The sequence below is a fragment of the Reyranella sp. GW821-FHT12G01 genome (assembly GCF_058806575.1).
This window is the reverse complement of record NZ_JBXAPV010000002.1, coordinates 892,992-908,322: the sequence shown is the minus strand read 5'-3', so window position 1 is coordinate 908,322 and position 15,331 is coordinate 892,992. Positions and strand designations below refer to the sequence as shown.

The following is a 15,331-nucleotide window of genomic DNA, read 5'->3' as shown; positions in this document are numbered from 1 at the left end:
CTTCCCCGGGAGAGACGCCGCTTCATGGAACGGGCCGAATACGAGCTGATGCATGCGGTCGAAGACCGCATGTGGTGGTATCGCGGCCTGCGCCGGCTGGTCGTGGACCAGCTCGCCCGTGCGCTGTCGAACTCCCGGGCTGGCGGACCGGTGCTCGATGCCGGCTGCGGGACCGGGGGCATGCTGCACGTGATGGGGCCGGGCGTGGCCGGGCGGCCGACCATCGGCCTCGAATACGATCCGGTGGCCGCGAGTCTCGCCATGGCCAAGGCGGGGCGGCCGGTCGCCTCGGGATCGGTTAACGAAATGCCGCTGCGCGATGGAACCCTGGGCGGCTACGTTTCGCTGGATGTCCTGTGCCATGCCAACGTGGAACCCGCGCGTGCCCTGAAAGAGGCGCATCGTTGCCTCGGGCCGGGCGCGATCGCGGTCTTCAATCTGCCGGCCTATTCCTGGATGCTGTCGGCGCACGACAGGCGCGTCCACAATGCCCGCCGCTTCACCCGCGGCAAGGCCCGCGCCCTGGTCGCCGCCTCAGGCTTCCGTATTCTTCGTGCGAGCTACTGGAACACGCTCTTGTTTCCTCTGATGCTCCTCCATCGCCTGATCGAGCGCGACGACGCCCAGAGCGACGTGCGCGACTATCCGCGCTGGCTCGATACAATTTTCTCAACGGCGCTCGCCATAGAGCGGGCCGTCATCGGCGCCGGGCTCAGCCTGCCGTTCGGAGGATCCCTCATGATCGTGGCGGTGCGTGATGCCTGAGACTTCCGGAAATACTCCCGCCCTCTCGATCGTGGTGCCGGTCTACAACGGCGCGGCCACGGTCGGTGGCCTGGTCGCCGCGCTCCGCGCCCTCGAGATCGAGGGCGGGCTGGAGATCGTGCTGGTGGTCGACGGCAGCCCCGACAACAGCCTCGACGTCTGCAGGGAGCTGGTGGACCAGCCCGGCGCGCCGGTGATCGTGCTGAGCCTCAGCCGCAATTTCGGCGAGCACAACGCGGTGATGGCGGGGCTGGCGCGGGCGTGCGGCGACTACGTCATCACCATGGACGACGACCTGCAGAACCCGCCCGAGGAAGTGCGCCGCCTGTTCGAGCACGCCCGCGACGGCAACTACGACGCGGTCTACACCTATTACGAAGAGAAGAAGCACGAGGCCTGGCGCAACCTCGGCAGCCGCTTCACCAACTGGTGCGCCGACCGGCTGATCGACAAGCCGACGGGTCTCTATCTTTCGAGCTTCCGCTGCCTCTCGGCCTTCGTGCGCGAGCGCATCACCGCGAGCTACGAGGGGCCGTTCCCCTATGTCGACGGTCTGGTCTTCCAGGTGACGCAGAATGTCGGCCGCCTGCAGGTCAACCACCTGCCGCGCGCCGAGGGCCGTTCGAACTACACGCTGCGCCGGCTGATCCGGCTGTGGCTCGCGATGTTCCTGAACTTCTCGGTGATGCCGCTCCGCATAGCGACCCTGCTGGGGCTGGGGTTCGGCGCGCTGGGCGCGCTGGCCGCGGTGATCACGATCGTCGAGGCCATCGTCTCCGACAAGCCGCCACAGGGCTGGGCGTCGCTGATGGTCGCCGTGCTGGTGCTGGCGGGCGTGCAGCTCGTCGTGATCGGCATGATCGGCGAATATCTCGGCCGCATGTTCCTGGTCGTGAACCGCAAACCGCAATACCTGGTGCGCGAAGTGTTCCGGCGCGGCGCTGGCGGGCTCGACATCGAGCGTCCGAAGGTCGATACGCGGGCGGCCGGCCAGCCGCATCGCGAGCCATCTCGCGAATAGGCTGAAACGCCGGAGCCGAAGGGGGAGAGAAGACGGATGATGATCTATTACGTGGCGCTGGGCATCGGCATCCTGACCGGCATTGGCGGCCAGATGCTCCTGAAGGCGGGCGCCGACGCGCCGGATTTCATCAGCCAGCTGTTCCGCCCCTCGACCATCATGGGCCTGGCACTCTATGGCTCGGCCGCCTTCCTCTACATCGTCGCCTTGCGGAAGATCCCGGTCTCGGTCGCCTTTCCCAGCGTGTCGCTCTCCTATGCGATCGTTGCAGTGCTCGGGCACTTCCTTTTCGGCGAGCCATTCGGCATCAAGCAGATCGGCGGCATCGCCCTGATCGTGGGCGGCGTCGTTCTCATCAACCAGGCGTGAGGGGACGTTCCGTGGACTACGAGCAGATCAAGTACGAGACCAAGGACGGCATCCTCACCATCACGCTCAACCGTCCCGACAAGCTGAACGCCTTCACCGGCAAGATGCTGTCGGAGCTGCTCGATGCGATGGATCGCGCCGACCGTGACGACGACGTGCGCGCGGTGGTGTTCACCGGTGCGGGCCGCGGCTTCTGCGCGGGTGCCGACCTGTCGGGCGGCGCCAACACCTTCAACGCCGAGAATCGCGGGCCGGTCGATCCCGGCCTCGACGGCCATCGCGACGGCGGCGGCCTCTTCACCCTGCGCCTCTACGAATCGCTGAAGCCCACGATCGCCGCCTGCAACGGCCCGGCGGTCGGCGTCGGCATCACCATGCAGCTCGCCATGGACATCCGCCTCGCCTCGGAAGCCGCGCGCTACGGCTTCGTGTTCACGCGCCGCGCCATCGTCATGGAGGCCTGCTCGAGCTGGTTCCTGCCGCGCCTCGTGGGCCCGCAGCAGGCGCTGGAATGGGTGATGACCGGCCGCGTCTTCTCGGCCGAAGAGGCGCTGAATGGCCGCCTCGTGCGCTCGATCCATAAGCCCGACGACCTGCTGCCGACCGCCTATGCGCTGGCCCGCGAGATCGCCGACAACACCGCGCCGGTTTCGGTCGCGCTGAACCGCCAGATGATCTGGAAGATGCTGGGCGCGGACCATCCGATGGAAGCGCACAAGGTCGATTCCAAGGGTATCTACTCGCGCGGCAAGTCGGCCGACGTGAAGGAGGGCGTGACCGCCTTCCTCGAAAAACGCCCGGCCCGTTTCCCCATGAAGGTCAGCGACGGCATGCCGTCCTACTTCCCGTGGTGGCAGGAACGGAAGTTCAAGTAGCCCGATCCGTCGTTGCCCCTCCGTGAGGCTTGCGGCAAGCTGCCGGAAAACAAGCCTTTCGCGGAGGAAACGATGAGCAAGCTGCAGATGCGGCGCCGGACCCTGTTGGCAGCCGCCCCGATGGTGGTGGCGGCGCCCTATGTGGCGCGGGCGCAGGGCAAGCCCGAGAAGAGCAAGGTGATCCTCGCGGTCGGCGGCAAGTCCGCGCTCTACTACCTTTCGCTGACCATTGCCGAGCGCAAGGGCTTCTTCAAGGAAGCGGGTCTCGACGTCGAGATCAACGATTTCCAGGGCGGCGCCAAGTCACTGCAGGCCCTGATGGGCGGTAGCGCCGACGTGGTCGCGGGCGCCTACGAGCACACCATTCGCATGCAGCAACGCGGCCAGGACGTCACGGGCTTTGCTCTGATCGGCCGCGGCATGCAGATCGCCATCGCGCTGCGCAATGACGTCGCCGCCAAGGTGAAGGGCCCGGCCGACATCAAGGGGCTGAAGTTCGGCGTCTCCGCGCCCGGTTCGTCGACCCACATGCTGCTGAACTTCTGGGCCATCAAGGGCGGCCTGAAGCCCAGCGACGTGGTGGCGATCGGCGTCGGCGCCGGCGCGACCGTGGTGGCCGCGATCGAGAAGGGCGAGATCGACGGCGTCTCCCAGACCGATCCGGCGGTGACCGTGCTCACCGACAAGAACCTGGTGAAGGTGGTGGTCGACACGCGCACGACCAAGGGCAACCAGGAAGTGTTCGGCGGCGCCTTCCCGGCGGCCAGCCTCTATTCGCAATCCGACTTCATCAAGAAGAACCCGGGAACGACACAGGCGCTCGCCACCGCCATCGTGCGCGCCGACCAGTGGCTGCAGACGGCGTCGCCCGCCGATGTCGCCAGCACTGTGCCCGAGGGTTACCTGCTGGGTGACCGCGCTGTCTACGAGAAGTCGTTCGCGGGCGTGCGCGAAACCATCTCACCCGATGGCACGATGCCCGCCGGCGCGATGGAGAATTGTCTCAAGTTCCTGGTCGAGAGTGATCCCGCCATCAAGGCCTCGTCGGTGAAGCTCGCCGACACCTGGAACAACGAGTTCGCCCAGCGTGCCGCCAAGCGCAGCTAACCGGACGTGACGACCGCGAACGGAGTGCCGGCGCTCGCGCTGGCCGACATCACCTGCCGCTTCGCCGCGCGCGACGACGCGAGCAAGCCCTACACCGCCGTCGCCAACGCCACGCTGAACGTGGCGCGGGGCGAGTTCGTGTCGGTGGTCGGACCGACCGGCTGCGGCAAGTCCACGTTGCTCAACGTGGCGGCGGGGCTTCTCGAACCGTCGTCCGGCACGGTCGAGGTGTTCGGCGAGCGGCTCTTGCCGACCCATGGTGTGAACAAGCGCGCCGGCTACATGTTCCAGGCCGATGCGCTGATGCCGTGGCGCACCGGCATCGACAATGTGATCGCCGGTCTCGAATTCCGCGGCGTGTCGCGCGCCGAGGCGCTGGGGCAGGGCGAGGCGTGGCTGCGCCGCGTCGGCCTGGCGGGCTTCGGCGACCGCTATCCGCACCAGATGTCGGGCGGCATGCGCAAGCGCCTGGCGCTGGCGCAGACGCTGATCCTGAGCCCTGACATCCTGCTGATGGACGAGCCTTTCTCGGCGCTCGACGTGCAGACGCGGCAGCTCATGGAGAACGAGCTGCTGGCGCTGTGGGCCGAGGATCGCAAGTCGGTGCTGTTCATCACCCACGATCTCGAGGAGGCGATCGCGCTGTCGGATCGGGTCATCGTCCTGTCGGCGGGTCCGGCGACCCATCCGATCGGCGACTTCAGGGTCGATCTGCCGCGCCCCCGCGACGTCTCGGAGATCCGCATGACGCCGGCTTTCCTCGACCTGCATCGCGAGATCTGGAGCGCGATGAAGGAAGAGGTGCTGAAGGCCTACGAACAGCAGAAGGCGGTCTGAGATGCGGCTCAGGATCCTGCAACTGCTCGTGCTCGGCCTGCTCGTGCTGCTCTGGTACGTGATGACCAAGCCGGGCCTGGTGCCACCGTTCTATTTCGACAAGGACAATCGCGCCGCCTTCTTCTTCGGCGAGCCGCAGAAGGTCTTCTGGGTGATCTTCGACTGGTTCACGACCGGCGAGATCTTTCCCCATCTTGGCATCACCCTGCTCGAGACGGCGTTGGGTTTCGTGATCGGCGCGGCCTCGGGGCTGGGGATCGGCCTGTGGCTGGCCCTGTCGCCCACCGCGTCGGCGATCATGGATCCCTACATCAAGGGCTTCAATTCGATGCCGAGGGTCGTGCTGGCGCCGATCTTTGCGGTGTGGTTCGGGCTCGGCATCTGGTCGAAGGTGGCGCTGGGCGTCACGCTGGTCTTCTTCGTGGTGTTCTTCAACGTCTACCAGGGCGTGCGCGAGGTCAGTCCCAACCTGATCGCCAATGCCCGCATGCTGGGCGCCTCGAAACGCCAGCTCCTGCGCGCGATCTACCTGCCGAGCGCCATGAGCTGGGTGTTCGCCAGCCTGCACAACGCCGTGGGCCTCGCCTTCGTTGGCGCGGTGGTCGGCGAGTATCTCGGCTCCTCGATGGGCGTCGGCTACCTGATCCTCCAGGCCGAGGGCACGTTCGACATCAACACGGTGTTCGCCGGCATCCTGGTGCTGACCGCCTTCGCGCTGGTGCTCGACGGGCTCGTGGGCGTCGTCGAGCGGCGGTTGATGACCTGGCAGCCGAAGGCCGGCCAGACCGAGAAGGTCTGATCAACTGGACCGCGGGTCTCCAGACCCGCTCATGAGGCGGGTCTGGAGACCCGCGGTCCAGAAGAGGACCTATTTCCCGGTAAACCGCGCGGCGCGCTTTTCCAGGTAGTGCGCCACGCCTTCCTTGAAGTCCGAAGTCTGGAACGACAGTTCCATTTCGTGGTTCGCCTGGGTGGTGGCCTCGGCCAGGGTCTGGAACTCGGCCTCCCAGAGCTGGCGCTTCATGACCGCCACCGAGCGCGGCGAGACCGTGTTGGCGAGCAGGGTGGCATAGGCCCGCGCCTCGGCCAGCAGCTTGTCGTCGGGGATGACCCGGTTCACCAGGCCCATCGCCAGCGCCTCGGGTGCCCGGAACTTGCGGGCCGAGCAGAGCAGGTCCAGCGCGGTCGGCAGGCCGACCAGCCGTGGCAGCAGCCAGCTGATCCCGTGCTCGGCGATCAGCCCGCGCTGGGCGAAGGCGGTGGTGAAAACCGCGGATTCACCCGCGAAGCGCAGGTCGGCGTAGAGCGGGATCACCATGCCCAGACCGGCCGCCGGGCCGTTGATCGCAGCGATGATGAACTTCGGAATCGCCGGGAAATAGGAGTAGTTCATCTTGAATTCCGGCAGCGCGCTGCCGCCCGGGACCCCCTCCTGGACCTTGGTCGAGCGGTCGGCCGAGGCACCCGAACCGATCGCCTGGAGGCCTCCCATGTCGGCGCCGGCACAGAAACCGCGGCCCGCGCCGGTCAGGATGATGGCCCGGACCTCGCTGTCGGCGCCTGCCTTGTGCATGGCGTCCTTGAGGTCGAGATGCATCTGCCGGGTCCAGGCATTGAGCTTTTCCGGGCGGTTCAGGGTGATCGTGCAGATGTGGTCCGCGACGTCATAGAGGACGGTCTCGTACGCCATATGGGGGTCTCCTCCTGTGCATTCTTGTGAGTGGCATGATGGGCAAAACCCCGCGACGATACAAACTCGGGGAGCGGCCGGACGCGGCCAGGCATATGTTTCCGTGCTAAATTGCACTCAGTAAGCAATTAATGAAGTCGAGGCGGTAAATGGCAAAGCGAGAGTTCGCCCACCCCAACGAGATGCAGAAGCATGTGGGTGAGGAAATCGGCGTAAGCGACTGGGTCGAGATCACCCAGGAACGGATCAATCTCTTCGCCGACGCGACCGGCGACCATCAGTGGATCCATGTCGATGTCGAGCGGGCCAAGAAGGACATGCCGGGCGGCAAGACCATCGCCCACGGCTTCCTGACGCTCTCGCTGATCCCGATGCTCAATTCCGAGATCTCGCACATCAACAACGTGCGCAACGGCATCAACTACGGTTGCAACAAGGTGCGCTTCACCAGCCCGGTCCAGGCCGGCTCGAAGGTGCGTGCCCGCGCCAAGCTGATCGCCGCCGAACCGATGGACAAAGGCGGCGTGCGGCTGACCAACCAGGTCACCATCGAGATCGAGGGGCAGGAACGCCCGGCCTGCGTGGCCGAGACCATGGCCATCGTCTACGGCACCTGAGGATCGACGTTTGCTGACACGCGAAGACCTTACGACGGAGCGCATCGACCAGATCGTGGCCGATGCGCATGCCGCCGGTTACCACTTCTTCCAGTCGTCCGCCCAGCGCGAGGCGAGCCTCGTTGAGACCCTGCGCGAGCATCCGGCCGACGAGGAGGTCTGGGTCTTCGCCTACGGGTCGCTGATGTGGAACCCGGCGCTGGAATATGCCGAGGTCCAGCCCTGCAAGGTCGATGGCTGGCGCCGGTCGTTCTGCTTCTGGACGCCGATGGGCCGCGGCACGCCGGAACTGCCGGGCCTGATGCTGGCGCTGGAAGAGGGTGGGGAATGCGAGGGCATCGCCTATCGCCTGGCACCTGAACTGGTGCGCAGCGAACTTGGCATCCTGTGGAACCGCGAGATGCTGGCGGGCCTCTACAAGGCGCGCTGGGTACAGACGAAACTGCGCGACGGGCGTATCGTGAAAGCCATCACTTTCGTCGTCGATTCCGGGCACTGCCAGTATTGCGGCGACCTGCCGATGGAGCGGGCCGCCCACCATATCGCCTTCGCCGAAGGCCGCCGCGGCGCCTGCCGCGACTACCTGACCAACACCGCCGAGCATGCGCACACGCTCGGCATCCACGATCCCTACATCGAGGAGATGGTGGCGCTCGTGGCCCGCCTGCGTGAGCAGGCTGCGTCGGCAGCGCCGGTGCCGCTGCACGCGCTGGCGAAGTAGGGACCGCCGGCGAGGTCTGGCCTCGCCTCTCGGAAGCTGCTGCCCTGCAAATGATGCGGGGTTTCAGAGCCTGTGACATAGTCGCGGCGTGTCCGCCCTCGTTGCCCGCTGGCTCGCGCTGCCGCCGAATATGCGCGGCATCCTCTGGGTCGCCTTTTCGGGCGTTCTGTTCGCGCTGCTCAACGTCTTCACGCTGATCCCCGCGCAGCATCTCAATCCCTACGTGATGGCGTTCCTGCGCTATTTCTTCGGCGCGATGTTCCTCGTGCCGATCGTGATACGGCTCGGCCTCTACCGTTCGCTGCACACGCGACGCCTGCCGCTGCACATCTCGCGCGGCGCCATCCATACCGCCGGCATGATGCTGTGGTTCGTGGCGCTGCCGCTCACGACCCTGGCCGAGATCACCGCACTCGGTTTCACCGGTCCGATCTTCGTCACCATCGGCGCGGCGCTGTTCCTGGCGGAGAAAGTTCGGTTCCGGCGCTGGATGGCCGTCATCGTCGGCTTCATCGGCGCCATGATCATCATCCGGCCCGGCTTCGGCGCGCTGCATATCGGCGTGATCTGCATCCTGGTCTCGACGCCGATCTTCTCGGTCTCGAACCTGATCTCCAAGGCGCTGGCGCGTACCGATTCATCGACCACCATCGTGATCTGGCAGAACATCGTGATCGTGATCTGCGCCCTGCCGGTGGCGATCTGGTTCTGGCAGACGCCGGACCTGGGCGACATCTTGTGGTTCCTGCTAGCCGGTGCGGCCGGCACGCTGGGCCATATCTGCCAGCAGCGCGGCTACCAGCTCGCCGACATCACGCTCTTGCAGCCGATCGGGTTCTTGTCGCTGATCTGGAACACGATGCTGGGCTACTTCCTGTTCTTCCAGAAGCCCGACGTCTGGACCTTCGTCGGCGCCGCGGTGATCTTCGCCAGCGCCCTCTACATCTCCCACCGCGAGGCGGTGCGCCGCAGCCAGATCAAGACGGCGGGCACGCAGGCCAATCCGGAGGCGTGACCCCCGCGCGCCGTCGTCCTGAGCGAAGCCGCCCATAGGGCGCGCAGTCGAAGGACCTCTTTTCCGGCGCACAGTGTGTGGAAGCGAAAAGAGGTCCTTCGACTACGCGCCTTCGGCGCTTCGCTCAGGACGACGGGACATTTCAGCCGCCGGTCACGCTCATGTGGCGCGGCACCGCGGGGCCGCTGTGGCGGCGGTCGATGATGAAGTCGTGGCCCTTGGGCTTGCGAGCGATCGCCTCGGTGATGGCGCGGTCCAGCACCTCGTCGCTCTCCGAGGCGCGCAGCGGCCCGCGCAGGTCGGCGGCGTCTTCCTGGCCGAGGCACATGTAGAGCGTGCCGGTGCAGGTGAGGCGCACGCGATTGCAGCTTTCGCAGAAATTGTGGGTCAGCGGCGTGATGAAGCCCAGCCGTCCGCCGGTCTCCTCCACGCGGAAGTATCGGGCCGGGCCGCCGGTCCGGTAGTCGGTCTCGGTCAGCGTGAAATGGCGCGCAATGTTGGTGCGCGCCAGCGACAGCGGCAGGTACTGGTCGAGCCGCGCCGCGTCGCCGATCTCGCCCATCGGCATGACCTCGATCAGGACCAGGTCCATGCCGCGGCCGTGGCTCCAGCGGATCAGCTCCTCGAACTCGCCGTCGTTGACGCCGCGCAGCGCCACCGCGTTGATCTTGATGGCGAGACCGGCGCGCTGGGCGGCATCGAGACCGCGCATCACCTGGTCGAGATCGCCCCAGCGGGTGAGCTGGCGGAATTTGTCGGGATCGAGCGTGTCCATCGACACGTTCACGCGGCGCACGCCGATATCGGCCAGCTCCTGCGCGTATTTCGCGAGCTGGCTGCCGTTGGTCGTGAGGGTGAGCTCCTCCAGCGCGCCGCTGTCGAGGTGCTTGCCCAGCCCGCGGAACAGCGACATCACGTTCTTGCGCACCAGCGGCTCGCCGCCCGTCATGCGCAGCTTCTTGACGCCCCGGCGCACGAAGGCCGTGCACAGCCGCTCCAGCTCCTCGAGCGACAGCACTTCCGCCTTGGGCAGGAAGGTCATGTCCTCGGCCATGCAGTAGACGCAGCGGAAGTCGCAGCGGTCCGTTACCGATACACGCAAATAGGAGATATGGCGGCCGAACGGGTCGATCATGGCTCTACGGTTACAACGACGCCCGGATAATGGGCATGCGGCATACCCCCTGCAAGGGGCGATCCGCCCTACGAATCACTCGCAACGGGCGGCAGAACGGCGGTTTCCAGCAGCCGCAGGAGATTGTCGACCGTGTCGGCCTCGGCGGCGGGCTTGTCGGTCCGGATGCGGTTGATGCGCGGGAAGCGCATGGCCACGCCGGATTTGTGCCGGGTCGAGCGGGCGATGCCGTCGAAGGCGATCTCCAGCACCAGTTTCTGCTCGACCTCGCGCACCGGGCCGTAGCGGTTGGTCGTGTGGTCGCGCACCCATTTGTCGAGCCAGCGCAGCTCCTCGTCGGTGAAGCCGAAATAGGCTTTTCCGACCGGCGCCAGCTCGCGCCCGCCCGACGCGGTGTCGCGCCAGCAGCCGAAGGTGAAGTCGGAGTAGAACGAGCTGCGCTTACCGTGGCCGCGCTGTGCGTACATCATCACGCAATCCGCCAGCATCGGGTCGCGCTTCCACTTGAACCACGGACCCTTGGGGCGGCCGGCGAGGTAGGTGCTGTCGCCGCGCTTCAGCATCAGCCCCTCGATCCCGTCGGCGCGCATCTCCTCGCGCTTGACGGCGAGTTCTGCCCAATCGGTGAAGCTCACCAGCGGCGAGAGGTCGAAGCGCGGACGTTCCTTCAGCGCGATCCAGGCTTCGAGACGCGCGCGCCGTTCGTCGAAGGAGAGGCCGCGCAGATCCTCGCCCTCCAGCCACAACACGTCGTAGAGCCGGACATGGGCGGGATGCTCCTTCAGCATCTTCGCCGTCACCGTCTTGCGGTTCAGTCGCTGCTGCAGGTCGTTGAACGGCGCCACCGCGGTCTCGCGGCGCACTAAAAGTTCGCCGTCGAACACGCCCTCGAAGTCGATCGCCTCGATGATGTCGGGGAAGGCACCGGACACGTCCTCGCCGGCGCGGCTGTAGAGCCGCTTCAGCCCGCCCGAGGCCGCGACCTGCACGCGGATGCCGTCCCATTTCCATTCGGCGCGGAAATGCGCGGGATCGAGCGCGTCGAGTTCGGTGCGGTCGATCGGGTTGGCCAGCATCGCCGGCAGGAAGGCCGCACCCGCATTGCTCTGTGGCCGCGGCGCCCCGTTCAGCAGCCAGTCGAACAGCGGCCGGTAGGGCGCCTCCAGCCCGTGCCAGACTTCCTCGACCGCATCGACCGGCTGCTCGCCGATATTGGCCACCGCCTGCTTGGCCAGCCGCGCCGAGACGCCGACGCGCAGCGCGCCGGTCAGCAGCTTCAGCAGCGCCCAGCGGCCGGTGGAATCGAGCGCGTCGAGCCAGCGTTTGAGGATCGCCGGCGTCTGCGTGCGTGTCGCGCGTTGCAAGGTCTCGACGACTTCTCCGAGCGACGGCGGCGGCCCGGCGGTGGGATCGGTCTCCCAGATCAGAGCCAGCGTCTCGGCGAGATCGCCGACATAGTCATAGGAGAGGGCGAACAGCTCCTCACCGATCTTCTCCTGGCCGAAGCCGCGCAGCAGCGCGGGCTTCGCCGCGGGAAAATCGAGCCCGCCGGTCAGCGCTGCCAATGCCCAGCCGCGATCGGGATCGGGCGTCTCGCGCAGATAGGTCTCGATCAGCCGCAGCTTGGCGTTGCGCGCGGGCTGGAAGGAGAGGGCGTCGAGGAGACGGGCGAAGGCCTGCAAGGATCAGGAATCCTCTTCCTCGCGGCCGGCAAGATGCAATGCCTCGGCGTCGATGCCGAGTCCGCGCGCATAGTGCACCAGCGCTTCCTCGCGGCCGTGCGTCACCCAGACCTTGGGCGCGCCGACATCCTTCAGCGTCTGCGTCAGCTCGGGCCAGTCGGCATGATCGGAGATGATCAGCGGCAGCTCCGCGCCGCGCTGGCGCGCGCGGGCACGCACGCCCATCCAGCCCGAGCACACCGCGGCGATCGGCTCGGCGAAGCGCCTCGACCAGCGGTCGGCGATGGCGGAGGGCGGACAGAGCACGATGGCGCCCTTGAAGGTTTCGAGAATCGCCTCCGAGACCGGCGCCACGTCGCCGAGATCGACGCCATGCTCCTGGTAGAGTTCGCACAGGGACATCAGGCCGCCATGTAGCCAGATGCGCTTGTCGTAGCCCGCCTCGCGCAGCAGCCGAATGACCCGCTGGCACTTGCCGAGGGCATAGACGCCCACCAGATGAGTGCGCTCGGGAAAGGTCGCGACGGAGCGCAGCAGCTTGCCGATCTCGCCGGCATCGGAGGGATGATGGAAGACCGGCAGCGCGAAGGTAGCTTCGGTGATGAACACGTCGCACGGTACGGGCTCGAACGGCGGACAAGTCGGATCGGGCCGGCGCTTGTAGTCGCCCGACACGACGATGCGCTGGCCCTTGTATGCCAGCACTGCCTGCGCCGAGCCGAGGATGTGGCCAGCCGGCGCGAAGCCGACCTCGACGTCACCGATCCGCACACTCTCGCCGTATTTCAGCGCCTGCTGCTCGGTGTCGGGCATGTCCTGGAAGCGCGTGCGCATGATGGCCAGCGTCTCGGGCGTCGCCAGCGCCTTGCGATGCCCCGGCCGCGCATGGTCGCCATGCCCGTGGGTGATCACCGCGCGCGGCACGGCAAAGGCCGGATCGATGTAGAAATCGCCCGGTTCACAATAAAGGCCGCGCGGCGTCGGATAGAGCCACGTCCGGGGATTTAGGGTCTCGGTTGCCATGAGCCTCGCTGCATCCTACCCAACAGATATGGGGCTTCCCGACCTGTTTGCACGCTGGTTCGAGAGTCGCGGCTGGGCGCCGCGCCCGCACCAGCTCGCGCTGGTCGATCTGGCGCGGCAGGGCAAGAGCGCGCTGCTGATCGCGCCGACCGGCGGAGGCAAGACGCTGGCGGGTTTTCTTCCGTCACTGATCGAACTCACGGAGCGGCGGCAGGCCGGTGAGGACCTGGCTTACAAGAAAGGGCAGGGGGAGCTTCACACGCTCTACATCTCCCCGCTGAAGGCGCTGGCGACCGACATCCGCCGCAACCTCGAACAGCCGATGGCGGAGATGCAGTTGCCGGTGCGCGCCGAGAGCCGGACCGGCGACACGCCGCAGAGCCGCCGCCTGCGCCAGCGCGAACGGCCGCCCGACCTGCTGATGACGACGCCGGAATCGCTGGCGCTGCTGCTCTCCTATCTCGATGCGGCGAAGTTCTTCGCCAACCTGAAGTGCGTGATCATCGACGAACTGCACGCCTTCGCCACGACCAAGCGCGGGCATCATCTGGCGCTCTGCCTGTCGCGGCTGGCGACGCTCGCGCCGCAGGCACGTTTCGTCGGTCTGTCGGCCACGGTCACCGATCCGCCGGCGCTCGCAGAGTTCCTCAACCTGCGCGACGAGCCGGTGAAGATCGTGATGGGCGAGCCCGGCGCGCCGCCGGTCGTGTCGATCATCGACGCGCAGGAGCGTATCCCGTGGGGCGGCCACATGGGGCGCCACGCGGTGCCCGAGATCTACAACATCATCCGGCAGCACAAGACCTCGATCATCTTCGTGAACACGCGCGCGCAGGCGGAGCTGGCCTTCGATGCACTGTGGCGCATCAACGACGACAATCTCGCGATCGGCCTGCATCACGGGTCGCTCGCCGTCGAGCAGCGCCGCAAGGTCGAGGCGGCGATGGCGGCGGGCAGGCTGCGCGCCGTGGTCGCGACCTCGTCGCTGGATCTCGGCATCGACTGGGGCGATGTCGACCTGGTGATCCAGATGGGCGCGCCCAAGGGTGTCAGCCGCCTGATGCAGCGCATCGGCCGCGCCAATCACCGGCTCGACGAGCCGAGCCGCGCCATGATCGCGCCGGCCAACCGCTTCGAGGTGCTGGAATCGCTGGCCGCGCTCGAGGCCGTCGAGGCGCGCGAGCTCGACGGCGATCCAGCGCGGCCGCCCTGCCTTGACGTGCTGGCGCAGCACATCGTCGGTACCGCCTGCGCCCAACCGATCGACCGCGAGGCCTTCTTCGCCGAGGTGCGGCGCGCGCAGCCCTATCGCGACCTGCCGCGCCAGGATTTCGACGACACGTTCGACTTCGTGGCGACCGGCGGCTACGCGCTCGCGGCCTACGATCGCTGGCACCGGCTGAAGCAGCTGCCCGACGGCCGCTGGATGCTGGCCTCGCCTCTGGTGGCGAAGCAGTTCCGCATGAATGTCGGCACCATCGTCGAGCTGCCGCTCATGAAGGTGCGGCTGCGGCGCGGGCCGGTGCTGGGCGAGGTCGAGGAGGGTTTCGTCCAGGGGCTGGTGCCGGGTGACACGTTCATGTTTGCAGGCCAACTCCTGCGCTTCGAGGGCGTGAAGGAGCTGGCGGCAATCTGCTCCCACGCCTCGAGCGGCGATCCCAAGGTGCCGGCTTATGGCGGCGGCCGGTTGCCGCTCTCGACCTTTCTCGCCGACCGGGTGCGCGGCATCCTTCAGGATCCTCTCCGCCATCCGAAGCTGCCGGCCGAGGTGCAGGAGTGGCTGCGCATCCAGGTGTTCCGCTCGATGCTGCCGCCAGCCGACAAATTGCTGGTCGAGGGTTTCCCGCGCGGCGGCAAGCAGTTCATCGTGGCCTACTGCTTCGAGGGGCGTAACGCGCACCAGACCCTGGGCATGCTGCTGACCCGGCGCATGGAGCGCATGGGACTGCGGCCGTTGGGCTTCGTCGCGACCGACTATGTGCTCGGCCTGTGGGGGCTCAGGCCGCCGTCTCCCAAGCAGCTCGACGAGCTGTTCGATGAGGACATGCTGGGCGACGATCTCGAAGCCTGGATGGACGAATCGACCATGCTGCGCCGCTCGTTCCGCAACGTCGCGGTGATTGCGGGCCTGATCGAGCGGCGCTTTCCCGGCGAGGAGAAGTCGCGCCGGCAGGTCACCTTCAGCTCCGACCTGATCTACGACACGCTGCGCCAGCACGAGCCCGGCCACATCCTGCTGCGCGCCACCCGCCAGGACGCCGCCTGGCAACTCGCCGACCTGAAACGACTCGGCGACCTGCTGAAACGCGCCAAGGGTCGCATCGTCTACCGCCGCCTCGACCGCATCTCGCCGCTCGCTGTGCCCGTGCTGCTGGAGATCGGCCGCGAAAGCGTTCTGGGCGGCACCGCCGAGGACGAGCTTCTAGACATTGCCGCCCAGGAGCTGATCGACGAGGCGACGCGGCTCTGACGGC

At 67.0% G+C, this 15,331-nt stretch carries 15 protein-coding genes; 11 read left to right on the top strand and 4 right to left on the bottom strand.

The genetic code is table 11. The features are described from left to right. Positions 1-24 precede the first annotated feature (24 nt). From AC1RP5_RS23785 to AC1RP5_RS23755, 7 genes are all read left to right on the top strand, one after another. Entirely contained in the window at positions 25-765 is a 741-nt protein-coding gene (locus AC1RP5_RS23785; RefSeq protein ID WP_493114812.1) for a class I SAM-dependent methyltransferase, read from the top strand. Continuing rightward, a complete protein-coding gene (locus AC1RP5_RS23780; protein WP_493114810.1) occupies positions 758-1,786 on the top strand; it encodes a glycosyltransferase family 2 protein in 1,029 nt (342 codons plus the stop codon). Before AC1RP5_RS23785 ends, AC1RP5_RS23780 begins: the two co-directional genes overlap by 8 nt. A gap of 36 nt (positions 1,787-1,822) precedes the next feature. Then, complete coding sequence (locus AC1RP5_RS23775; RefSeq protein ID WP_493114809.1) at positions 1,823-2,155, top strand: DMT family transporter; 333 nt, start codon at positions 1,823-1,825, stop codon at positions 2,153-2,155. Positions 2,156-2,166: 11 nt separating this feature from the next. Then, on the top strand, positions 2,167-3,030 hold the full coding sequence (locus AC1RP5_RS23770; protein WP_493114807.1) for a crotonase/enoyl-CoA hydratase family protein: 864 nt from the start codon (positions 2,167-2,169) through the stop codon (positions 3,028-3,030). A gap of 72 nt (positions 3,031-3,102) precedes the next feature. Then, the gene (locus AC1RP5_RS23765; protein ID WP_493114806.1) at positions 3,103-4,137 is read left to right on the top strand and encodes an ABC transporter substrate-binding protein; all 1,035 of its coding nucleotides are present in this window, start codon (positions 3,103-3,105) and stop codon (positions 4,135-4,137) included. Between the two features lie 6 nt (positions 4,138-4,143). Next, complete coding sequence (locus AC1RP5_RS23760) at positions 4,144-4,974, top strand: ABC transporter ATP-binding protein (RefSeq protein ID WP_493114804.1); 831 nt, start codon at positions 4,144-4,146, stop codon at positions 4,972-4,974. A gap of 1 nt (position 4,975) precedes the next feature. Beyond that, positions 4,976-5,773 carry an ABC transporter permease gene (locus AC1RP5_RS23755; RefSeq protein ID WP_493114803.1) on the top strand — a complete coding sequence of 266 codons (798 nt, stop codon included), beginning with the start codon at positions 4,976-4,978 and terminating at the stop codon, positions 5,771-5,773. Positions 5,774-5,842: 69 nt separating this feature from the next. Here the strand turns inward: AC1RP5_RS23755 and AC1RP5_RS23750 are convergent, their stop codons facing one another. Then, a complete protein-coding gene (locus AC1RP5_RS23750) occupies positions 5,843-6,664 on the bottom strand; it encodes an enoyl-CoA hydratase (protein ID WP_493114801.1) in 822 nt (273 codons plus the stop codon). A 149-nt stretch (positions 6,665-6,813) separates the two neighbouring features. On the opposite strand from AC1RP5_RS23750, the gene AC1RP5_RS23745 reads away from it, so the two are divergent. From AC1RP5_RS23745 to AC1RP5_RS23735, 3 genes are all read left to right on the top strand, one after another. Then, positions 6,814-7,281, top strand: a complete 468-nt coding sequence (locus AC1RP5_RS23745; protein ID WP_493114799.1) for a MaoC family dehydratase — start codon at positions 6,814-6,816, stop codon at positions 7,279-7,281. A gap of 10 nt (positions 7,282-7,291) precedes the next feature. Then, positions 7,292-8,002, top strand: coding sequence for a gamma-glutamylcyclotransferase (locus AC1RP5_RS23740; protein ID WP_493114797.1), 711 nt, complete (start codon positions 7,292-7,294; stop codon positions 8,000-8,002). Positions 8,003-8,090: 88 nt separating this feature from the next. Continuing rightward, complete coding sequence (locus AC1RP5_RS23735; protein ID WP_493114796.1) at positions 8,091-9,017, top strand: DMT family transporter; 927 nt, start codon at positions 8,091-8,093, stop codon at positions 9,015-9,017. 142 nt (positions 9,018-9,159) lie between these two features. On the opposite strand, the gene moaA is transcribed toward AC1RP5_RS23735, so the two are convergent. The 3 genes from moaA to AC1RP5_RS23720 all read right to left on the bottom strand — a co-directional run bounded on the left by moaA (position 9,160) and on the right by AC1RP5_RS23720 (position 12,857). After that, on the bottom strand, positions 9,160-10,152 hold the full coding sequence (moaA, locus tag AC1RP5_RS23730; protein ID WP_493114794.1) for a GTP 3',8-cyclase MoaA: 993 nt from the start codon (positions 10,150-10,152) through the stop codon (positions 9,160-9,162). 68 nt (positions 10,153-10,220) lie between these two features. Next, positions 10,221-11,834: a cisplatin damage response ATP-dependent DNA ligase gene (locus tag AC1RP5_RS23725; protein ID WP_493114792.1), complete on the bottom strand. Its 1,614-nt coding sequence runs from the start codon at positions 11,832-11,834 to the stop codon at positions 10,221-10,223. Positions 11,835-11,837: 3 nt separating this feature from the next. Next, positions 11,838-12,857, bottom strand: coding sequence for a ligase-associated DNA damage response exonuclease (locus AC1RP5_RS23720; RefSeq protein WP_493114790.1), 1,020 nt, complete (start codon positions 12,855-12,857; stop codon positions 11,838-11,840). On the opposite strand from AC1RP5_RS23720, the gene AC1RP5_RS23715 reads away from it, so the two are divergent. Continuing rightward, entirely contained in the window at positions 12,856-15,327 is a 2,472-nt protein-coding gene (locus AC1RP5_RS23715; protein ID WP_493114788.1) for a ligase-associated DNA damage response DEXH box helicase, read from the top strand. The two genes, AC1RP5_RS23720 and AC1RP5_RS23715, sit on opposite strands and share 2 nt — an antisense overlap. Positions 15,328-15,331: the final 4 nt, after the last annotated feature.